The organism is Spirosoma arcticum, from assembly GCF_054779955.1.
The window spans coordinates 295,775-317,445 of sequence record NZ_BAAGXG010000006.1 but is presented as its reverse complement, the minus strand read 5'-3'; the positions used below and the strand labels follow the sequence as shown (position 1 = coordinate 317,445).

At 53.2% G+C, this 21,671-nt stretch carries 21 protein-coding genes; 11 read left to right on the top strand and 10 right to left on the bottom strand.

Going from position 1 to position 21,671, the window contains the following annotated elements; translation table 11 throughout:
• Window positions 1-268: 268 nt before the first annotated feature.
• Window positions 269-1,555: a chorismate-binding protein gene (locus tag ACYVHB_RS15805; protein ID WP_461052921.1), complete on the top strand. Its 1,287-nt coding sequence runs from the start codon at window positions 269-271 to the stop codon at window positions 1,553-1,555.
• Window positions 1,556-1,643: 88 nt separating this feature from the next.
• Here ACYVHB_RS15805 and ACYVHB_RS15800 read toward each other — a convergent pair whose 3' ends face one another.
• Both ACYVHB_RS15800 and ACYVHB_RS15795 read right to left on the bottom strand, forming a co-directional pair.
• Window positions 1,644-1,811: a hypothetical protein gene (locus ACYVHB_RS15800; RefSeq protein WP_461052727.1), complete on the bottom strand. Its 168-nt coding sequence runs from the start codon at window positions 1,809-1,811 to the stop codon at window positions 1,644-1,646.
• A gap of 32 nt (window positions 1,812-1,843) precedes the next feature.
• Window positions 1,844-2,110 (bottom strand): adhesin, encoded by a 267-nt coding sequence (locus tag ACYVHB_RS15795; protein ID WP_461052726.1) that lies wholly within the window; start codon window positions 2,108-2,110, stop codon window positions 1,844-1,846.
• Between the two features lie 204 nt (window positions 2,111-2,314).
• On the opposite strand from ACYVHB_RS15795, the gene ACYVHB_RS15790 reads away from it, so the two are divergent.
• Together ACYVHB_RS15790 and ACYVHB_RS15785 are read left to right on the top strand one after the other, a co-directional pair.
• Window positions 2,315-3,373 (top strand): glycoside hydrolase family 130 protein, encoded by a 1,059-nt coding sequence (locus ACYVHB_RS15790; RefSeq protein ID WP_461052725.1) that lies wholly within the window; start codon window positions 2,315-2,317, stop codon window positions 3,371-3,373.
• Between the two features lie 506 nt (window positions 3,374-3,879).
• Window positions 3,880-8,661, top strand: a complete 4,782-nt coding sequence (locus tag ACYVHB_RS15785) for a PA14 domain-containing protein (protein ID WP_461052724.1) — start codon at window positions 3,880-3,882, stop codon at window positions 8,659-8,661.
• 103 nt (window positions 8,662-8,764) lie between these two features.
• Here the strand turns inward: ACYVHB_RS15785 and ACYVHB_RS15780 are convergent, their stop codons facing one another.
• Window positions 8,765-9,154, bottom strand: coding sequence for a DUF1573 domain-containing protein (locus ACYVHB_RS15780; RefSeq protein WP_461052723.1), 390 nt, complete (start codon window positions 9,152-9,154; stop codon window positions 8,765-8,767).
• A 242-nt stretch (window positions 9,155-9,396) separates the two neighbouring features.
• On the opposite strand from ACYVHB_RS15780, the gene ACYVHB_RS15775 reads away from it, so the two are divergent.
• Genes ACYVHB_RS15775 through ACYVHB_RS15760 form a run of 4 tightly spaced genes read left to right on the top strand, consistent with a single transcriptional unit; the run spans window position 9,397 to window position 13,520 of the window.
• Window positions 9,397-10,647, top strand: a complete 1,251-nt coding sequence (locus ACYVHB_RS15775; RefSeq protein ID WP_461052722.1) for a sensor histidine kinase — start codon at window positions 9,397-9,399, stop codon at window positions 10,645-10,647.
• Window positions 10,640-11,431 carry a response regulator transcription factor gene (locus tag ACYVHB_RS15770; protein WP_461052721.1) on the top strand — a complete coding sequence of 264 codons (792 nt, stop codon included), beginning with the start codon at window positions 10,640-10,642 and terminating at the stop codon, window positions 11,429-11,431. Before ACYVHB_RS15775 ends, ACYVHB_RS15770 begins: the two co-directional genes overlap by 8 nt.
• A gap of 28 nt (window positions 11,432-11,459) precedes the next feature.
• A complete protein-coding gene (locus tag ACYVHB_RS15765; protein WP_461052720.1) occupies window positions 11,460-12,563 on the top strand; it encodes a hypothetical protein in 1,104 nt (367 codons plus the stop codon).
• Window positions 12,564-12,587: 24 nt separating this feature from the next.
• A complete protein-coding gene (locus ACYVHB_RS15760) occupies window positions 12,588-13,520 on the top strand; it encodes a TolB family protein (protein WP_461052719.1) in 933 nt (310 codons plus the stop codon).
• On the opposite strand, the gene ACYVHB_RS15755 is transcribed toward ACYVHB_RS15760, so the two are convergent.
• Window positions 13,514-14,710, bottom strand: coding sequence for an alpha/beta hydrolase family protein (locus ACYVHB_RS15755; RefSeq protein WP_461052718.1), 1,197 nt, complete (start codon window positions 14,708-14,710; stop codon window positions 13,514-13,516). The genes ACYVHB_RS15760 and ACYVHB_RS15755 overlap by 7 nt on opposite strands.
• 431 nt (window positions 14,711-15,141) lie before the next feature.
• Here ACYVHB_RS15755 and ACYVHB_RS15750 point away from each other — a divergent pair, with 431 nt between their 5' ends.
• From ACYVHB_RS15750 to ACYVHB_RS15735, 4 genes are all read left to right on the top strand, one after another.
• A complete protein-coding gene (locus tag ACYVHB_RS15750) occupies window positions 15,142-15,858 on the top strand; it encodes an OmpA family protein (protein WP_461052717.1) in 717 nt (238 codons plus the stop codon).
• A gap of 56 nt (window positions 15,859-15,914) precedes the next feature.
• Window positions 15,915-16,127, top strand: coding sequence for a hypervirulence associated TUDOR domain-containing protein (locus ACYVHB_RS15745; protein ID WP_461052716.1), 213 nt, complete (start codon window positions 15,915-15,917; stop codon window positions 16,125-16,127).
• 12 nt (window positions 16,128-16,139) lie between these two features.
• Window positions 16,140-16,484 (top strand): DUF3140 domain-containing protein, encoded by a 345-nt coding sequence (locus ACYVHB_RS15740; protein WP_461052715.1) that lies wholly within the window; start codon window positions 16,140-16,142, stop codon window positions 16,482-16,484.
• Window positions 16,485-16,601: 117 nt separating this feature from the next.
• The gene (locus tag ACYVHB_RS15735; RefSeq protein WP_461052714.1) at window positions 16,602-17,057 is read left to right on the top strand and encodes a ferritin-like domain-containing protein; all 456 of its coding nucleotides are present in this window, start codon (window positions 16,602-16,604) and stop codon (window positions 17,055-17,057) included.
• A gap of 103 nt (window positions 17,058-17,160) precedes the next feature.
• Here the strand turns inward: ACYVHB_RS15735 and ACYVHB_RS15730 are convergent, their stop codons facing one another.
• The 6 genes from ACYVHB_RS15730 to ACYVHB_RS15705 all read right to left on the bottom strand — a co-directional run bounded on the left by ACYVHB_RS15730 (window position 17,161) and on the right by ACYVHB_RS15705 (window position 21,455).
• Window positions 17,161-17,886: a DUF3891 family protein gene (locus ACYVHB_RS15730; protein ID WP_461052713.1), complete on the bottom strand. Its 726-nt coding sequence runs from the start codon at window positions 17,884-17,886 to the stop codon at window positions 17,161-17,163.
• A gap of 96 nt (window positions 17,887-17,982) precedes the next feature.
• Window positions 17,983-18,486, bottom strand: coding sequence for a pyridoxamine 5'-phosphate oxidase family protein (locus tag ACYVHB_RS15725; RefSeq protein WP_461052712.1), 504 nt, complete (start codon window positions 18,484-18,486; stop codon window positions 17,983-17,985).
• Window positions 18,487-18,589: 103 nt separating this feature from the next.
• Entirely contained in the window at window positions 18,590-19,003 is a 414-nt protein-coding gene (locus tag ACYVHB_RS15720; RefSeq protein WP_461052711.1) for a four-helix bundle copper-binding protein, read from the bottom strand.
• A gap of 19 nt (window positions 19,004-19,022) precedes the next feature.
• Complete coding sequence (locus tag ACYVHB_RS15715) at window positions 19,023-19,235, bottom strand: DUF2188 domain-containing protein (protein ID WP_461052710.1); 213 nt, start codon at window positions 19,233-19,235, stop codon at window positions 19,023-19,025.
• Window positions 19,236-19,530: 295 nt separating this feature from the next.
• On the bottom strand, window positions 19,531-21,009 hold the full coding sequence (locus ACYVHB_RS15710; protein WP_461052709.1) for a two-component system sensor histidine kinase NtrB: 1,479 nt from the start codon (window positions 21,007-21,009) through the stop codon (window positions 19,531-19,533).
• A gap of 26 nt (window positions 21,010-21,035) precedes the next feature.
• The gene (locus ACYVHB_RS15705) at window positions 21,036-21,455 is read right to left on the bottom strand and encodes a response regulator (RefSeq protein WP_461052708.1); all 420 of its coding nucleotides are present in this window, start codon (window positions 21,453-21,455) and stop codon (window positions 21,036-21,038) included.
• Window positions 21,456-21,671 lie beyond the last annotated feature (216 nt).

The window sequence follows — 21,671 nt, the reverse complement described above, 5'->3', positions numbered from 1 at the left end:
CGGGTTTAAGTGGAAGTGATTTGATCCTACAAACTATCAATCGTATTCAGGGCGGTTTTTGTTTTACAATCACCAATGTGCCAAGTAGACCCCAATTTACTACAAAAGCCGCTTGTCGCAACAGGTTGTCTGTCAGATTTATGATGCGCCAACCTTAATCACATTTTTCTTAAGAAGTCAGCCCGACAAAGCCCCGAATAGTACGCACAAATTCATCGCACAAACTGTTACCCTTATAGCCGACCCCAATCGGGCCGACCTGTTGGCTATGCAACCTGACGTCGTTAACTCCGTTACCACCACTCAACCCACCGCCCTCGATTTTTGGGAAACTGCCCGCACGCTTGGTTTTCCCGGTGCGCTCTGGCGGTTACCCAATCACCACGACAAACACCTGATCGTTTCGTTCGATGAGATGCTGCCCCGCGTGTCGGTCGATCTGGAAGAACTGCCCGCCGGGTTCGCCATCAGCCCGTTCAACAATCTGGATACCGGCCCCGACAGCCCCGCCCGAACGCTTTTTCTGCGGGCTGATATCCACGCCGTTTTCTCCGACAACCCAGTCCACAACAAAGTAATCATTGGGAATCAGGTAGCGGGCCAAGCAGCCGAACAGTTCCAGAACGTACTGACGGGCATTCAGAAACAGTCGGTAACTAAGCAGACCGCACCCGCCCGCCCCACGCCCCGACCCGATCCTGACGCAGAAGAGCGGTATGTGCAAAGCGTGGGCGAAGCTGTTGCCGCTATGCAGCGGGGTGAACTCCGTAAGGTCGTGCTGTCCCGTACCAAACGGGTAGCCTTTGATGAGACCCCGAACGCCGTTGCGCTGTTCGATCAGCTATGTACTACCTATCCAACTGCCTTTATATCAGCAGTTTACTTACCCGAAACTGGTCAGATTTGGATCAGCGCCACGCCCGAACGGCTGGTAAGCACGAATGCCGAGGGTATTTTTCAGACCGTATCGCTGGCCGGGACGCAGTCGGCACTGGAGCCGGACGGTACGCCCAAACGCCCGTCGAGTGCGATGTGGTCGCAGAAAGAGATTGAGGAGCAGGCGCTGGTTGGTCGCTACATTATCGAATGTTTCAAGCGAATCCGGCTGCGGGAGTACGTGGAAGAAGGGCCTAAAACAATCATTGCCGGGAATTTGATGCACCTCAGTTCGTGCTTCACCGTCGATACGCAGGCCGTGCGCTATCCTCAGCTTGGAACCGTTATGCTGCGGCTGCTGCATCCCACGTCGGCCGTGTGCGGTACACCCCGCGACGTAGCCTTTTCGCTCATCAAACGGTACGAGACCCACGACCGCGAGTTCTATGCAGGTTTCCTGGGGCCGATCAATATTGACAGCAACGACGCGGACCAGTCACCGTACAGTGATCGTTCTAATTCAACAGCCACCAACTTGTTTGTGCATATTCGCTGCATGAAGCTGGAAGGGAAAATAGCTACGCTCTATGCCGGAGCGGGCCTGACCGAAGACTCCGTGCCCGAACGCGAATGGCAGGAAACTGAAATGAAGTGCCAGACACTGTTGAAGGTAATGTGAAGAGAATGAATAATAGTTAATGTAGAATGAATAATGGACTGTCTATCCTGCATTATTCATTCTACATCAACTATTATTCATTCTCTGTTTAACCTTCGGCGGGGTCGTTGGGGGCGCGGGAGCCGTCTTCGCTGGTGCGCCCACCGGATTCACTGGCGGCCGATGACTGGGTTTCGCTGTCGGGTGCGGTGCCTTCTTCATCGGTACCCTCGGTTGTAATAAGTGGTTCTTCTTCGGGTGATTCGGCTGGTGTCATTCTGGATAGTTAATTGGTGAGTAAGGCGTTGATTATAGGGTGCTGTCGTCATCGAGATCATCCTCAACATCGTCATCATCCAATTCTTCGCTCAAATCGTCGTCGCTTAGCTCCTCATCGGCAATGTCTATATCGGCAAGGTCTGCTTCTCCGTAGCCGCTGGTGGCACCGGAGCCTAATTCATCAAAATCGGCACCGCCGTCGAAATCGTCATCATCGTCGTCGAGGGCGGCTGTTTCGGGATCGGGGTTCATCATCAGTACATCTTCGTCCTGATCGAACAGTGGTTGATTAGTCATGGGTAAGCTGGTTTCAGAGTGTGTCAGGCTTGCAGTGGTCATAACCGCACAAATTAAGTAAGGTTACCCGGATTTTAAACTAATTGAGTAAACGGCTTTAAAACAGTCAGGCAGTCGGTGAGTTAGTGAGTCAGTCAATGGCTGGCGCGAACAGTATTTGCGTCAGCCACTGACCGACTCACTAACTCACCGACTGATTGACTCATGCGCAACTACCAACTCCGCCGACTCTCTGACCAGCCAATTCTAAAAACAAGCGACGTTAAACCCGCCATCGACGGCTTCGAGGTGCTGGGGGCGTTTAACCCGGCGGCCTGTTTGGTGGCCGATGAGGTTATCCTGCTGCTGCGCGTGGCCGAAGCGCCCAAAGCCGAGAAGGGTTACATTAGTATACCGCTGATTGACGAGCAGGACGGCGTTCCAACGCTGACCATCAAACGGTTTGCCGAGCCGGATGGCGAGTACGATCCGCGTGTCGTCACGATTCAGGGCAAGCAGTACCTAACCTCGCTAAGTCACCTTCGTATTGCCCGCAGCCACGATGGGATTCACTTCGCCATCGACGAAAAGCCGTTTCTTTTCCCGGCCCGGATGGACGAATCGTACGGCATCGAAGACGCCCGCATCACGTTTCTGGAGGGAAAATACTGGATTACTTACACGGCCGTATCCGAACACGGGCCGGGTGTGGGACTGGCCGTAACAACCGATTTTCGGGACGTGGAGCGGGTGGGCATGATTCTTCCCCCGCCCAACAAGGACGTTGCGCTTTTTCCTAAGCAGATCAATGGCAAGTATATGTTGCTGCACCGGCCCATGGTGTCGGACATTGGCAAGCCCTCGGTCTGGTTAGCCGAATCGGAAGATGGCATCCACTGGGGCAACCACCGGTTTCTGTTCGGCGGGCGGGGCCTTGACGACGCTCAATTTGCGTGGGAAGGTGGCAAAATTGGAGCCGGACCGGAGCCGATTCTGACCGACGAGGGCTGGTTGGTGTGCTACCACGGCGCTGATGCCACCCACGCCTACTCATTAGCGCTGGCCCTGCTGGACAAAGACGATCCATCCATCGTGCTCGACCGCTCCGACGTGCCGTTGCTAACACCCGAACTGCCGTGGGAGCGGGTGGGCTTCTTTCCCAATGTCGTGTTCTCGAATGGCTGGATTCAATGGCCCGACGGCGACGACCGGGCGGGAAAGTTCTGGGTGTACTACGGCGCGGCCGATTCGGGTGTGGGGCTGGCGGAGCTGGTCAAAAGTTGATGAAGCCCGGACTGCTTTTTTTACGTTTCTTACTGACCTGCGCCGGTAAACTAAGCCAGTCTAAAATAACGTGGATACGAAGTGAAATTAGTTGGTCTAAAATAAGATAAATAGTGTATTCGAACGGCTGATGTTGCACATAATGTCTACGGTCCGTCATTATGGTGGAGTAAGTTGAATTACCAGATCATTTACCCTACGACCATTAGACTTTATTTAAGTAAACTAATTCTGTATTCACATTAAAGTAGACAACTTGTTCCTGTACTTCGTCAGGCCGATATGGGGATAGTTGTTGCCGAAGTAAAGTGCGCCGGAAGACGAGTATTAATAAAGCGACGGCACCGGCACCCGCAGAATACTGTTCCCCCCTATCCGCTACTACCAAACAATAATTAAATTAGATCATTTGAAGCGCGTTGCATTAAAATGACACGGGAGATTTTACATTAATTAGTCTATTCTGTATTTTGCAATTGCTTTATCTAATTATAGATCAGAAGGTTATGGCGCAAAAAAACTCTACTAAACACATTTTCTTCATCAAGAAGAAAATGGTTCATCTGGCAAACAACGGTGTAACTGCCTGGCTAATTTATTTACATCTGGCTATCGGTTTTCTACTATCGTTTACTACGTATGCATCCACCCTGCCAAACGGCTTTTCCGAAACCCGGATTGCCACCGGACTTGACCCAACGGGAATGGAGTTCGCACCAGATGGCCGCTTGTTTGTTACTGAGAAAGCCGGCCGGGTACGGATCATTAAAAATGGTAACCTTTTACCTACTCCGTTTCTGACGTTATCCGTTAATAACAATGATGAGCGAGGGCTTCAAACCCTCATATTCGACCCGAATTTTGCTTCCAATCAATACGTATATGTATACTACACCGTGGCCTCAAGCCCGGTCCATAACCGGGTCAGTCGTTTTAGGGCTAATGGTGATCTGGTTGTACCCGGCAGCGAGACGATCCTGCTGGAGTTAGACAATTTACAGGCTTCCATCCATAACGGGGGCGGCATGTTTTTCAGCGGAGGTAAGCTGTTCATTACAGCGGGTGATAACGGTATGGCGCAAAACGCTCAGTCGTTGACCACCTTGCTGGGGAAGGTGTTGCGGATTAACCCGGACGGAAGCATCCCCACCGACAATCCATTTTACAACACCACTACCGGCAAGAACCGGGCCATCTGGGCATTCGGGTTCCGTCACCCCTACAGAGCCACTGTGCAGCCGGGCACAGAACGGATCTTTGTCAGTGAGGTAGGGGGAGCATACTTCGAAGAGATTGATGAAGTATTTGCCGGAAAAAACTACGGCTATCCCAGCATTGAAGGGTATCGAACCAACGAGACACCACCGGCTAATTACCAGGACCCGGCTTTTGCGTATGCGCATACGGATGGTTGTGCCATTACGGGTGGTGCATTCTATAACCAGGTCACTAATCACTTTCCGGCTAATTATGCAGGTAAATACTTTTTCGCTGATTATTGCAAGGGATACATCAGGACACTGGACGTGACGAATGGTGATCGGGTAATTGCAGACTTTGCTGCGAACGTTAACCGACCGGTTGCCCTTAAAGTTGGACCCGATGGGAGTTTATATTATCTGGCTCGTGGTGGTTTAGGGGGCGGCTCCGTTGAGGATAATACAGCCAGCAGCGAAGGCGAAGTGTGGCGGGTGCAATATACCGGGAGTAACGTTCCCACTATTTCGGCTCAGCCCCTCAATCAGGTTGCTCCGGTGGGCGGAACGGCCACCTTTACCGTTGGCGCTTCGGGAACGGGGCTTTCGTATCAGTGGCAGCGGAATGGGGCGAACATAGCTGGAGCAACAGGAACGAGCTACACTCGCTCTCCGGTCGTGCAGGATGACGATGGCGTTGTATTTCGGGTAGTAGTTACCAACTCGTCAGGTACTGTAAACAGCAATGGGGCAACGCTCACCATAACATCAAATCAGAACCCGGTAGGCAACATTCTTTCTCCGACTCCCAACGGAAGGCTCTACAGCGGGGGAGAGGTCATTACATTCAGCGGCTCAGCCACCGACCAGGAAGACGGCAACCTGTCGCCCGAGGCCTTTGAGTGGCAAATCGATTTTCACCACGATACGCATTTTCATCCCGGACCAACGCCGGATGTGGCGGGTGATGGCAAAAGTGGCAGTTTTACGGTTCCAAGGCTGGGCGAAACGTCAACAAACGTCTGGTATCGCATTCATCTGACCGTCACCGATTTGCAGGGAAGCAAATCATCAACCTACGTTGATGTGCGTCCTAAAGTGGTAACGTTAACTATGGCTACCAATCCCGCCGGTTTACAAGTAAGCGTTAATGGCCAGCAACCCCGTTTGACACCCTATGATAATTCGTTTGTCGCCGGCACAGTCGTTAACCTGACCGTGCCGTCGCCACAGGTCCATGATGGAACCACCTATACGTTCGCAAACTGGACGCCTAATGTCGATGGCAATGGTAATTTTAATATGCCTGACGGCAATGCGACGTACACCGCTAATTTCACCGCCAGCGGGGGACCAGCGGTTACACTGCGGGACCCTGAGAACCCGGCCAATGCGGTGGCAGGCCTCGACTACCAGTATTATGAGGGAGAATGGGATTTCATACCAGACTTCAACGCGCTTACCCCCGTTAAGGTAGGAACCGCTCGTAACGTGGACGTGTATGCCAGCAACCGCAATGAGCAGTATGCTATGCGATTTATGGGCTATGTTTATGTGCCCACTAATGGGCAGTACACCTTCTACACCGCTTCCGACGACGGCAGTAAACTATTCATTGGCACCACTGAAATAGTCAACAATGATGGGCGGCATGGACCCATCGAGAAGTCGGGCAACATTGGTCTCAAGGCGGGTATGCACGCTATGACCGTTACCTTTCTGCAGGCTGGCGGGGGGCGTGAGCTTACCGTGAGCTACGAAGGGCCGGGATTAAGCAAAAGAATGGTTCCATTCACCTCTGTATACCGGGTACCGGGTGGCACGCCACCCCCGCCCCCACCTCCACCACCCCCGACTCCGACAACACTGCGGGACCCCGAGAACCCGGCCAATGCCGTGGGGGGTCTGGACTACCAGTACTACGAAGGAGAATGGGCTACGCTGCCCGACTTCAACGCCCTCACCCCCGCCAAGACGGGCACCAGCGGCAATGTGGACGTGACCGTCAGCACCCGCAATGAGCAGTTTGCTCTTCGCTTCCGGGGCTACGTCAATGTGCCCACCGATGGGCAGTACACCTTCTACACCGCTTCAGACGACGGCAGCAAGCTGCTCATTGGCACTACTGAGGTGGTCAACAACGATGGGCTGCATGGCCTGACCGAGCAGTCGGGCAGCATCGGGCTCAAAGCGGGTCGCCACGCCCTGACGGTGCAGTTTTTGCAGGGGGGCGGTGGTCGGGAGATCACCGTGAGCTACGCGGGTCCGGGGCTGGGCAAGCAGACCATTCCGGCCTCGGCCTATTACCGCGTAGCAGGTGGCACACCACCCCCGCCACCCCCACCCCCACCAGTTACATTGCGGGACCCCGAGAACCCGGCCAATGCCGTGGGGGGTCTGGACTACCAGTACTACGAAGGAGAATGGGCCACCCTGCCCGACTTCAACGCCCTCACCCCCGCCAAGACAGGCACCGCTGGCAATGTGGACGTGACCGTCAGCATCCGCAATGAGCAGTTCGCCCTTCGCTTCCGGGGCTACGTCAATGTGCCCACCGATGGGCAGTATACCTTCTACACCGCTTCGGACGACGGCAGCAAGCTGCTCATTGGCACTACTGAGGTGGTCAACAACGATGGGCTGCATGGCCTGACCGAGCAGTCGGGCAGCATTGGCCTCAAAGCGGGCCGCCACGCCCTGACGGTGCAGTTTTTGCAGGGGGGCGGTGGTCGGGAGATCACCGTGAGCTACGCGGGTCCGGGGCTGGGCAAGCAGACCATTCCGGCCTCGGCCTATTACCGCGTAGCAGGTGGCACACCACCCCCGCCACCCCCACCCCCACCAGTTACATTGCGGGACCCCGAAAACCCGGCCAATGCCGTGGGGGGTCTGGACTACCAGTACTACGAGGGAGAATGGGCCACCCTGCCCGACTTCAACGCCCTCACCCCCGCCAAGACGGGCACCAGCGGCAATGTGGACGTGACCGTCAGCACCCGCAATGAGCAGTTCGCCCTTCGCTTCCGGGGCTACGTCAATGTGCCCACCGATGGGCAGTATACCTTCTACACCGCTTCGGACGACGGCAGCAAGCTGCTCATTGGCACTACTGAGGTGGTCAACAACGATGGGCTGCATGGTCTCACCGAGCAGTCGGGCAGCATCGGGCTCAAAGCGGGCCGCCACGCCCTGACGGTGCAGTTTTTGCAGGGGGGCGGTGGCCGGGAGATCACCGTGAGCTACGCGGGTCCGGGGCTGGGCAAGCAGACCATTCCGGCCTCGGCCTACTACCGCGTAGCAGGTGGCACAACCCCACCCCCGCCACCCCCACCGACGCCCGCGCCCAGTGGGGGCACGGGCACAGGGTTGCTGGGTGAGTACTTCAACAACCAGACTCTGACGGTTCCTGCTGTGCTGACCCGCGTGGACCCCATCATCAACTTCTACTGGGGCAATGGAGCACCGGCGAGTTCGGTAAATGCCGACAATTTCTCGGTCCGCTGGACAGGTCAGGTGGAGGCTCCGGTATCGGGGAACTACGTTTTCAGCACCGTTTCAGACGACGGGGTGCGGTTGTGGGTCAATGGTGTGCAGGTTATTAATAACTGGACGGATCACGGAAATGCCACAGATACGAGCGTACCAATTGCCCTGACTGCGGGGCAGAAGTACGACATTCGGATGGAGTATTATGAAAACAACGGGGGAGCCGTAGCGCAGTTGATGTGGGCTTACCCAGGCGTGGGCACTCAGACTATTCCCCAAACCCGATTGTATCCACCAACCAACGGTAACGGTAATCGGTTAGCGGCACTTGATGCGGTCGATGACCAGTCGGAGCAGACCGTTCGGGTTTTTCCAGTGCCGGCCCGCGATGAAGTCCGCATTGGTTACAGGGCTGGATCGGCGGGTGAATTAACGCTGCAATTAGTCAACGCAATTGCCCAGCCAGTAAGGCAGGTAGAGTATAGGGTAGTTGAAGGTGAAAATCTGATTCGTATGCCAGTGCAGGATCTGAACCGGGGCCTGTATATTCTGATTATGACCCAGGGGAATCAGCGTATTACACGCAAGGTTCTTCTTGCGGAGTAAGTCAGACTTGTTTACGGACAAAAGCGACGTAGCCACCGGTAAACGGCTGGCACGTCGCTTTTGTCACTACAGACGGCCGTTGCATGAACAAGCGTGACAGCGATTACTGCTTCTGCCCTTCTTTTATCACTTCGCCTTTCACATACAGGACCGTTGTGCCACCCTCAGCGTTCGACTCGACCAGTACGCTCTTGTTGAACGTGCCGGATGCAGCCGCGTTGAAGGTCGCTTTGATGCGGCCTGCCTGACCGGGCAAAATAGCCGCTTTGGGATAATCGACGCCGGTGCAGCCGCAGGAACCTTTGGCGTGGTTAATGAGCAGCGGCAGTTCGCCCGTGTTGGTAAAGGTAAATTCGGCGGTGACGGGTTTACCCTGAACAATACGCCCGAAATCGTGGGTAGTTTCGCTCCAGATAAGCAGAGCCGACGGGATGGTCATGGCTAAGGAGACGGTCAGCATAACCAGCGAAGCAAACAACAGCATGCGTTTCATAAAGTAAGATGGTTTATAAAGCCGCTCAACCAAGCGACGATACAAACGTATGGTCTTCCTCCCTGCCTGGCTGTTAAGGGCTACCTAACGTTTGTTAATGAGTTGTTAACGAGAGTTTAATTAGCGAATGAATGAATCATTGAATGAGTGAATGGTGCTTATTTTACAGCCATGAACCCGTCTTGGCATTTGCTCATTCACCACGATTCGGCGTTACAATTCGCTCATTCACTCATTCACAAATGGCCCGTCTCCGCCTGTTAATCGTCTTGTCCGTGCTGAGCATCGTTGGTATTCTGGCGGTGCAGGCAGTCTGGGTGCGAAACGCCTACGCCCTGCGCGACCGGCAGTTTCGGCAGTCGGCGTTTATTGCCCTCCAGGACGTGGCCGATGACGTGGCCCGACTGAACAAATTCATGCTCAACCGCTACGCCGTGACGCAGCTTTCGGCCGACTATTTTATCGTTAACACCGACGCACCCATTGATCCTGTCACGCTCGAAACGTTCATCCAGAACTCGCTGCAACAGCACCAGCTCATCACCGATTTTGAGTACGGTATCTACGACTGCGAAACCGACCGAATGGTCTACGGCGCATATGTCAGCACGGGCGGGGCGGCTGGGGCGAAAACGAAGAACCTGCCCAAGTTCCCGCGCTACACGTACTATTTCGGCATCCGGTTCCCCAATCAGTCGGGGTTTGTGGCCGGGCAGTTGAGTGGCTGGCTATGGTCGATGGTGGCCGTGCTGCTGGTCGTTAGTTTCTTTGGGTACACCCTGGGCGTTGTCCTCAAACAACGTCGGCTGACGGAGGTGCAGCGCGACTTCATCAACAACATTACCCACGAATTGCAAACGCCCGTTTCCACCATCCGCATTGCCGCCGACGTGCTCCAGTCCGACACCATTGCGCAGCAACCTGATCGGCTTAAACAGTATGCCCGCGTGTTGAGCGAAGAAAGCAGTCGGCTGCAAAATCAAATCAACAGCGTGCTGCAACTGGCACGGGCTACCCACGGACGTGCTGGACATACGGGTTTTTCACTGAACAAAACAACCGTCGATCTGCACGAAATCATGCGGACGGCGGCCGATGCATTCGCTCCTCACGTAGCGCTCGATCTCGACGCGTCTAACCCAATTATCCAGGCCGACCGCTACCAACTAGAAACCGCGCTGAACAACCTGATCGACAACGCCATTAAATACAGCCCGGCTCCGGCCCGCGTTGTGCTCCACACCCGGCAGTCAGCGGGGCGATTAATCTGGTCGGTGCAGGATAATGGCATTGGCATTGCGCCAGCGCACCAGAAAGCCGTTTTCTGGCAATTTTTCCGCGTCCCGACTAACCACACCACCAACGTCAGCGGCTTCGGTCTGGGCCTCTACTATGTGTGGCAGGTGGCGCGGGCGCACGGCTGGCCGCTCACGCTCGACAGCGAGCCGGGCCGGGGCAGCACGTTCTTAATGAGTGAAAGAGTGAATGAGTGATGCGTCAGCTATTCACCCTTTCACTCTTTCACTCTTTCGCCCTCTCACTCCTTCACTATTGACACCCGCCCGCATCCTGTTCGTTGAAGACGACGTTAACCTTGGTTTCGTCATTCGCGACACGTTAGAGAACGTGCCGTTCTCCATAACGCACTGCACCACCGGAACCGACGCCTGGGCCACGTTTCGGGCGGGTCACTTCGATCTGTGCCTGTTGGACGTAATGCTTCAGCCAACGACATCGACCGACGGCTTTGCACTGGCCCGGCAAATTCGGACTGTCGATACCCACGTGCCGATATTGTTTCTGAGTGCGCTGGCCGATAAAGACAACCGGTTGCAGGGACTGCGGCTCGGAGCCGATGATTACCTGACCAAGCCGTTCAGCATTGAAGAACTGATCCTGAAAATCAAGGTTTTTCTGAGACGTTCGCCCGCTGGGGCTGCCCCACCACTGCCGGTTGCGGCCGTTGAAAAACCGGGTACGCTGGTCCTCGACCGGCACAACCTGACCCTGCGCGTCAATGGGCATCTGCCGGACAGCTCCGCCCAAACGCTCACCCACCGCGAAGCCGACGTGCTGGCCTACCTGCTCGACCGGCCCAACACGCTCGTCCGGCGCGACGAACTGCTCCGGGCCGTTTGGGGCGACGATGATTATTTCATGGGCCGCAGCCTCGACGTGTTCATCTCCCGGCTCCGCAAACGACTCGCCGACGCCCCGGCCGTGCGGATCGAAAATATCCACGGTGTCGGGTTTGTGTTGCGGCAGGAATCCGAGTAGTTTGCGGTTATAATCACCAATTTTTCTTATGAATTACCGGTTGCGCACACTGGCGTCGTTTGTTTTACTGCTGACTTTCTCCTGCAAAACGGCCCGACTTTCCTCCGGCCCTCGCTCGGCCACCATCACGGAACAAGGCTTGTTGACCTGCTTCGCGCCGGGAACCCTGCTGGATGGCAAAGCCGTTTGGTGCGAAGCGTCGGCGGTGGCCTATGACGGGCGCAACCTGCTGTTTGCCAACGACAAAGACATGCCACCTACCCAGAGTCCGGCATTCCTGAAAACGCGGGTTACACTGGCCGATTCAACGCAAATGCCAACCTATCTGATGGCACCGGCGTATTCAGTTGGGCGGAAATACGAAGATTTTGCCCAAACACCCGACCGTACGTTTGTGTTGCTGACCACCGCCTTCGACCGCGTGAAACCAGTCAGTGCTGAGTGGGACGGCTACAACACGATTCTGTACTGGCCCACCGGCAATGAGCAGCAACCACGCGTGCTGGCCCCCGACGATACGAGCCGGACATCCATTGCCTACCGGGCCAAACTGGCACAGACACTCGCTACCGATGAGTTTCCGGGCGGTGCGCCCTACTTCAAAATCGAAGGGCTGGCGGCAACGGACCAACACCTCTTATTCGGCGTTCGGGAGGTGGGGGCGTCGTTCAGCAGCTTCAAACCCGTCGACAAAATTATTGCAGTGTCATATTCCATTGACGGAAGCGGCACCGATGCGCGTATCCGACTCCGCGACGACTGGCGCGTGATTGCTGACTTCGACCCGGCAAAAGCAGAACCGACGCTGCCCCGGCCGCTAAGCCTGTCGAGTTTGGAATATGACCCGTATCACAAGCGCTTCTACCTGCTGACGTCGCTCGAAACGACCGACCGGCTCGATGCCTACCTATGGTCTATTTCACCGGATGATCTGTTTGCCAACAAGCCGTTTACGCTCGTGCGCGATAGCCAAGGACAGCCGCTCAGCTTCGGTCACAAAGCCGAGGACCTGACACCGCTGGATAAAAATCAACTTCTGATCATTCATGACGACGACCGCTTTCAGCTACCGGTTGGCACCAAAATCCGCCAGCCCAATCAGGCTCCCTACGCGATTGTTACAGTAAAGTAGTCGCCAGTCCGTCTTGTAGTGGGCATGAGGAAATTCAGCGTATTCATCTGCTTTCTGCTCGTTTCGACCGGCAGCACAATGGCCCAGTCAACTCCGCCCAAACCCGTCCTTAGCCGGTTGGAAATTTATGATCTTGCCACCGGCAACCGGCGCGTCGTTCGGCAGGACAGCGTCCGGTTCGAGGCCCCAAACTGGACGCGCGATGGCAAATCGTTGATTATAAATGAGCGGGGACTGCTCTATAAAGTCGCCGTGGCCAATGGTCAGAAAACGGTTATTAATACGGGTTCGGTGACCACGTGCAACAACGATCACGGACTAACCCCCGATGGTCAGACGATTATTATCAGTGCGAACGCCAATAACCCCGGCGGCAGTACCAATTCCAACGTGTTTACGCTGCCCCTGACGGGCGGTGAGCCAACCCGTATTACGGCGCAAGGACCGTCGTACTGGCACGGCGTCTCGCCCGACGGCAAAACGCTGGCGTTTGTTGGTGAGCGGCCGGTTGGCCCGGACGACAAACCTGATTACGACATTTACTCCGTTCCAATTGGCGGGGGCCCCGAAACCCGCCTGACAACCGCACCCGGCCTTGACGACGGCCCGGAGTACTCGCCCGATGGTAAATACATTTACTTCAATTCGTTCCGCACGGATCGAATGCAGATCTGGCGGATGCGTGCCGACGGCTCCCAACCCGAACAGATTACCAGCGACGCCTATGCCAACTGGTTTCCGCACCTGTCGCCCGACGGCCGATGGATGCTGTTTATCAGCTATTTAGAAGACCAGAAAACGGCCCACCCCGCCGATAAAGCCGTGATGCTGCGACTCATGGACACAAAAAAACCGGGCAAGTTCAGCGAACTGGCCCGGTTTACGGGTGGGCAGGGAACGATCAACGTTCCCTGCTGGTCGCCCGACAGCAAATCGTTTGCGTTTGTGAGTTACTGAACCGTACCGAAAAATGAGTAAGTCCCGGTTACGAATCCCAGAATACCCGTGGGGTGGTTGGCCCCCTTTAGCGTCTCCAGCCGGACGTTGGCCGCACCCCGTTTTTGCATAGCCTGGTAGGTATTCTGCGAATTCAGGTAAAGCACCGTCTCGTCGGCGTCGCCGTGGTAAAGCCGCGTGGGTGTGCGGGGTTTCCAATCGTGAATATCGTTATCCTGCACGGCTTTCAGAAAATCGGCGTCCGTACCGTCATTGATGGCTTTTTTAAAGGTGTCGGTAAATGTCGTGTTCAGGCTGACGCTGATGTCCACATCTTTACCTTTAGCCGCCACCTGCGATGCATACGGCTCTTTGAAGTAATGGGTCATGGGCCGATTCAGTCCGTAGATACGGTCGTAGGTCAGCAACACCCACACGTACAGCCGGTTGATGTAAGCGATGCCACTAGTGCGCTCGTTGACGATCTGCCGCATAAACGCCGGTTTGTCGTAGGCTCCGGCTCCGCAACTCGACGCCACTAAGTTAAATTCACTGCCCGTTTCTTCTTCAATCTTTTTTTGCAGGGCCAGCGTTGCATAGCCGCCTTCCGAGTAACCCGCCACGAACAGCCGCTTGTCCCAGTTCACATTCCTGTCGGCCAAAAACTCACGGGTGGCACGCAGCATGTCGAGCGAGGCCGTTGCCAAACCGTTGCGCTGTTCGTAGGTGTGCGGAACGTCCTTCGAGGCTCCGTAACCAATGTAGTCCGGGGCGGCAATGATATAGCCCTGCGACGCAAACAGCGACCCGAGCGTATAAGCTTCGCTGCCAGACCCAAAGTAAGAGGGCGCATCGCTGTCGTTCTGAATAGTACCGTGCTGCATACTCAGCAACGGCAGAGCCGTGGCCGCACCAGTAGGGACAATAACTGCCCCGGATGCTTTGATCTTCTTTCCATCACTATTGGTTGTGGTATATTCCAGCCGGTAAGCTGCAATGCCGTACCGGACAAAGAACTGAAATACGGCGCTTGCTCCGGTGTAGCGACCACGTAATTGAGCGGCCGTTACCTCACTAAGGGGCGAACTGCTAACAAGCGTTCGGGCGGGCGCGGTCGGGTCAACAACGTTGGACGTCTGACAACTCGTTGGAGCAATTAGCAACAGGCTGCTCGTTAGCAGCAGTATAAAAACGGATTTTAATAGCAGCATGAATTGATTTTATAGAATTTCACTGTCTCTATTTTTAACGCTGAGACACTGTTTTTCGTTTGCTAATCCGCAGGAGAAAATCAAAAATTACCTTCCATAAACTGCTGCAAATCAGATAAATAATCTATTTAGCCCGGCAAAATATACCTGGAAGCTAACGTCTGCCGACTTGATGATTACTGCCTTTACTACTGCCTGGTTACTCCATAGTGTAGAACCCGCTCTACATAAATAGGCATTCGACTTCCCGTTACTCTATCTACTTTATTTAGTAAGTTATTATACATCATGAATGATAAAGAATAGATAATGCATTAAGTCGCTAAAAATCAATTAATTAAAGTAATGAAGGTGCAACCTGGCTGGCAACCGGATTAAACTGGTACAGCGTTTGGGCGTCTATAGGCAGTACCAATTGTTCACAACACACAATGAAAAGTCAGTTTAATTCACTCAGTAGAAAATCTGTCGCCGTACTGCTGGTTGGTAGTCTTTTATCAACAGACGTACTCACGAGTTGTAAATCAGTTAAAAATAATACGAACAAGACGCAACGCGGAGCGGTTATTGGCGCTGGTAGCGGAGCTGTAATCGGTGGTGTCGTTGGCCGTCGGTCGGGTAACACAGCGCTGGGTGCCATATTGGGTGCTACGGTAGGCGGTGCCGCCGGAGCCGTTATTGGACGCCGGATGGACAAGCAGGCCGAAGAGATGAGACGGGAATTGCCAACGGCGCAGGTTGAGCGGGTGGGCGAAGGAATCAAGATCACCTTTGGTTCCGATATTCTGTTCGATGTCGATTCATACCAACTAAAGTCGGAAACCAAGCGTCAACTGACCGACTTTGCCAAAACGCTTAACAAATACGAAGACACGGATATTCGAATCGAAGGTCATGCTGATGCCACCGGTTCGGACGCTCACAATCAGAAACTGTCGAATCGACGGGCTGATGCGGTTGGTGAGTTTCTGGAATCGCAGGGTGTTAAGTCATCGCGGGTCGACGAAATGGGGTACGGTGAAGCGCAACCCGTAGCTGACAACACGACGGAAGCCGGGCGCAGTAAAAACCGCCGGGTCGACGTGGCGGTGTTTGCCAATAAGCAGATGCAGCGCGATGCTAAAGATGGTAAGTTAAGCAACGAATAAACAAAGCGTCGGGCGTTGCAACGGCCAATGCCCGACGTTTATAAACAATGTGCGGTATGGCAACGATAAAAAAGGGCAATGAGGTGACGTGGAAGTTTGGCAAAGGAAAAGCGGAAGGCACAGTTACCGAAGTTCACAAAGAGGACGTTGAGAAAACGGTGCAGGGCACGAAAGTAAAGCGCAAAGGGTCGGCCGACAAACCCGCTTTGGTGATTAAACAAGGCGACAAAAAAGTGGTTAAATCGACCAGTGAGGTCACCAAAAAATAATTAACTGCGATTATGGCAGCGCTCGACGATCAGGAGAAGAAGGACGTGAAGACGGAGTTTGACGATGTCGTTAATATGTCGGCTTCCCAACTTGAGAAGTGGCTCAAAACGGAGGAGTCGAACTCAGTTGGTCAGAAGAAAGACGGTGATGACGAATCGACAGGGCATAAATCGGGGGAGCGGGTCATCGAAATTTTAGGTAAAAAAGCGGCCGATCTGTCGGATGATGATTACGCGCACATGCGGAAAGTCGTCAGCTATGTCAAACGGCACAGTGCTCAAAAGCCTGAAAAAACAGAAGGATCGAATTGGGAATATTCATTAAAAAATTGGGGTCATGACCCCAGTAAATCCTGACGATGAATGGCGTATTCTGGTTTACAAATCGTAAACTTATGATTTGAATTACACGTCCGGCACTGTACATTTTTCACTACTCTATTTATTTATTACACAACTAAACAACTTAACGTTATGAATGTTAAAGAGACAAGAGGTGAAATCCTCGATCAGTTGAATAAGTTGCTTACCACCAGCCGCGATGCAGAAAAGGGCTATCAGGAAGCAGCCGAGAATGCTAAAGACGCGGAATTGAAAAGCCTGTTTTTGGCACAATCACGTCAGCGTGGCGAATTTGCAATGGAACTGGAACGGGAAGTTCGGACCTTGGGTGGCGAGCCGGATAACGGCACGAGCTTAGCCTCCGACCTGCACCGCGCCTGGATCAACGTGAAGTCCACGTTTGCCAAAGACGACGACAAAGCAACGGTACAGGAATGCCAGCGGGGCGATCAGGAAGCCCTCGATAATTATAACTCTGTTTTACAGGAGACGGACTTAGTAGCCAGTACACGCGAATTGTTATTGCGTCAAAAACAGAGCGTCGACTCTGCTCATGCGTCGATGGCTCGTCTGGCCTTGGTAGTGTAGTGAATGGTGGGATCGGAAAGCCTGCTTCCATTGGAGGCAGGCTTTTTTGTTTTTAATCTACTATTCCTATTGGATAATTTCCGATTTATATATACACTATTCGTCATTTCTTAAACAACCATTCCTTCAGCACCATCGGTGCGTCCTGCATTGAATTGTAAAGTTCGTTGTCGTCCTGAAAAGTTAGCTTAGCTAATTGAAACGTTTCGACGTGAACGGAGAACTCCGAAGCGTCGAACGGCCAGGGGTCCAGACCCAGCGATTCATCCGCACGCTGAAAAATAAAATAGGGTTCGCCATCCGGTCCTTTGCTAACTTCCAGACGACGGCTTTCGGATGGTAGCTGACTCAGGCATAGTACCAGCGACAAAGCATCGCACCACTGTACAAAGGCGTAGGCATAGTCGGCCTCGGCCTTGGTGGCTTTGTACTGCCTGCGCCACTTGACCTGACTGCTGATCTGCTGATCCAGAAATTTATCCAGTTCGCCATCCGTCCCCCGCTTTTGCTCGTACAGAAATGTCGTGTGCATCGACAGCATGAGGGCATTCCAGCGGCTCTTCTGAAGGCCAATGTCAATCATGTTACGGCACTGCTCAACGGAGTACTCCAGTATCTGAAAATGCAGGGGAGCACCGGCGGTGGTGAGGTGGTTGCGCCCTTCCCAGGGGTCCTGACCATCGTCATGTTCGGTCAGAGCAATGAGCGTTTCGATCCAGTGAACCGGACGCTTGTCAGCCCGCCAATGCATGGCCGCCTGAACAGCTAACAGGCCATGCGCCTGCTGGTTGATAATCTGCCAGCCAGCATCTATTTGGTTTACAATCATAAACGGAGAAAAGGGCGAAAGAGCGGGTGAGTGAACGAGTGAATACGTACGGAATACATATTCACTCGCTCACTCACCCGCTCTTTCGCTTTTTGATTAGTTATATACTTTTTCGTTCTCGCCCATTTTAGGCGTTGTGCCCACTATGGCCGCGCTGGCCTGCTGAAACAGCCGGACCATTGTGCTGTCGCTGGAGTTCCAGTACTCAGCCATTTGGGTGTGTACCTTCAGAAGCGTAAGATCTGGATCATCCTTTCCTTTTGGAAACCAGGCTTTAGCCTGCGGATTCCAGAGTTCGTCGATCTTGGCCCGGTCGTCTACCTCATTGGCGGTGCCGGAAATTGACACGTAATCGGCATCGCTGACCGACACGAACGATACATTGACGCGTTGCTCAACGTGTTCGATCTGGTCAACTTTGGGTGACGAACGGTTCGTGAAAAACCACACGTTTCCTTCCTCATCAAACTGTAGGGCGGCCATGGGGCGGCTCACTAAATTACCCTGTTCATCGATGGTCGTCATCATGGCGATGCGGATTCCCTCCACCATATCACGGACTTTCTCCATCTTTTCGTTTTTCTGTGGTTTGCTTTCCATACGGCAAGAAAATTAGTTTTACGCCACGGCTATCGTACGAGTCACAAGGAATTTGGCACCAGCTCCTTATTCCTTCCACGACTTATGACGACTGTGGCTGCGTTTAATTGTAAAATGTTTTGCGGAGGTCTACGCCGGAAAACAGCGACGTGGACGTTAGAGCCGATGTGCTGGATGCATCGGTGTGATGCGCCATGTTTAGAATACTAACGCAACTCGAAATTGTTTGCTGACATGACGCATATACGTGCTGACAACGTTGCGTGTCGAGGGTGTTCGCCTGCTGAGCGCATTTCTCGCAGACCTCAACGCAGGCTTTAGCCAACAGCAGTATATTCTCCGAATCCCGAACGTAGAGCATCGCTAACTGACGGCATATATCGGCACAATCCAGACTCAGGAACAGACTACAATACTGGCTTTCAACATCCTCAGACCGGAAGCAATCGGCAGCAAACTCGTCGCAGAGGTTTGCACAGCTAATTAACGAGTCATAGATATTTTTCTTCCAGATCATGAGCGAACGCGAACCCGTTTTACAAAAAGGGCCGCATCTGGTTAAGTAAAACGTCTGAGTCCGCGTGTTCGCACCGTGCCCACCGGCGGGCCTCGTCAATGCTGGTACTAATTATACGCTGTTTGTCGACATGGCCTTTCTCGAGCAGTTGATTGGCGATTTCGATTGCCTTAAGGCGCGTACTGGGATTGAGCGAACGCATCGCTGCCGGAAAGTGAGAAGTAGTCCACATAAGGATAGTCGTGATGGTAACTTATATAAGCCTAAACTGTGCCACACAAATTTTCGGTAAAGCCAATCCAAAAAAAACGATATTACAATTCTGATAATCAGCCATTAATGGGTTCCATGATGAATGTGTCCCGCATATGTATGGGTCGTCACGAATGTGTAATTTTAGCACATTGGTTGAAATGTGTGGATAAACGTACACACCTCTTCCCTACGCAAAAAAACCAGCCCGATATGGGCTGGTTTTGCAATAATGTATGCACCCGACTACGGACGCTTTGGCGTGAGCCTGCGGATTATTTGGGAAAGAAGAGTCGAAACGTAGTCCCCTGCCCCACCGAGCTCTCGACCTCAATGGAGCCTTTATGGCTATTAATTATATTTTGCGTGGCGGTTAGGCCCAGGCCCATACCCCCCGATTTACCCGTAAAAAACGGATCGAAGAGCCGTTTGCGGTCGGCATCAGTAATACCTCCACCATTGTCTCTCACCTCAACACAGACTTGCTTATTGTCTATACACTCCGTTCTAACGATCAGCAGCCCCTTCCCCTCTTCCATTGCTTCAACGGCGTTGACCAGAATGTTGAGCAGGGCGGTCTTAACCTGATCGCTATCGAGAAGGGCGGTGCAATCGCCCGTGTCGAATGTGGTTTCGAGCCGCATTCGCTTAAGTTTGATACGGTCGGCCACGAGTTGAAGCGTTGCCTTAACAATGGTGTTGAAATTCTGCCGTTTGCGGTCGAGTTCACGAGGTTTGGAGGAATTGAGCATTTCCGTAATCAACTGGCCAATCCGGTCGACATTACGCCCAATAATGTCGGTAAACATGGTTACATATTCGCTGTCGGTATCCAGTTCATCCTTAAGTTGCTCCAAGGCTAAGCTCAGGTTTGTCAGTGGATTTCTGACTTCATGGGCGATACTGCGGGCAATTTTGCCGGTCATGGTTAATTTCTCAGCCAGAATCAGGTCCTGCTGTGCCCGTTTTTGATCCGTAACGTCGCGCACAATCCCCTGGTACCACTCGGGTCGGCCAACAACATCATCAACCGCCCAAACCGAAAGCAAACAGGTTCGTTTGCGCTGGTCTTTGGTCAGCAGCACGACCTCAAAATCTTTGATTTGTCCATGCTCACGAACGTTGAACCGGAGTTCACGCAGGCAGTTCAGGTCGGCAAATAACCGGGCCGGATTTAATTGCCTCAGCTCATCGCGGTTATATCCCAGCAAGCGTTCAACCGACGGATTTGCGTCCTGAAAGTGCATTTCGTTAGTCGTAACAAATATGGCGTCGATGGATCGCTCGAACAGGGAGCGGTATTTGTTTTCCTGTCGGGCAACTTCGTCCAGCACACCCGCCTGCCGGAGCGCGTAGCGGATGCTGCGGCCGAGGAGTTGCGCGTCGATGCGGCCCTTCACCAGATAATCGGCAGCACCGAGTTCGAGGGCTGACTGATCGACCGTCAGATCATCCTGCCCCGTGAGCAAAATCATGGGCGCACGGCACCCCATCCGAAACGCTTCCTGAATAAGATTAATACCGGTGTGAATACCCAACCGGTAATCAACCAGATAAACATCGTACCCATTAGTTTCGATCAGGTCCAGTGCCCGGTCGTAGCTATCTACCCAATCGAGTTTGATCGTTGAATTCTCTTTGGCAGATACCAAAGCCCTCGTTAGCATGTAATCGTCTTCATCGTCTTCTACGAGCAGAACACGAACTATTGTTTCGGTTTCAACACCATCGGGTGTGGGCGCACTAACGTTCATAACCATTGAGTGGGAAGTAATCGTGCTTAAGGTAATCTAACCGTATCCATCCAGTACGTCTTGAGCGTACCAATCATCTCGACCAGCCGGTTAAAATTAAACGGCTTCGTCACGAACGAGTTGACGCCTAAGCTATATGTTTTTAAAACGTCCTCATCCGCCGACGATGTCGTCATAACAATCACGGGCAACCGACGGAGCGTAGGATCGTCTTTAATTTCAGAAAGTGCCTGAAAACCATTTTTACGGGGCATGTTCAGATCCAAAATGAGCATATCGGGCCAGGGGGCGTTCAGTTTATTATAACGCCCCTGCTGACGCAGGTACTCCATTAATTCTTCCCCATCTTCAACAAACTGAATTCCATACTCGTACCCATTTTTGCGCATAGCCTGCTCCAAAAACATGCGGTCGTCGGCATCGTCATCAGCGATTAAAATAGTCATCTTCGTAGTCTTACCGTACATATACTTGGTTAGTAATTGTCGTTACAGCCAGAACTACAGTCGTGCACTGATGCCCCCGACCTGATACATGCAGTTGAAACAATTTCAGTTAATGCGCTGCTACAATTTACCCGACTGGTCAAAAATAAGGAAAAATACGTGCAGTGTGCAGCTTCATTAAACAATAGAATCTCCGACAATACTTCGTATCGTGGC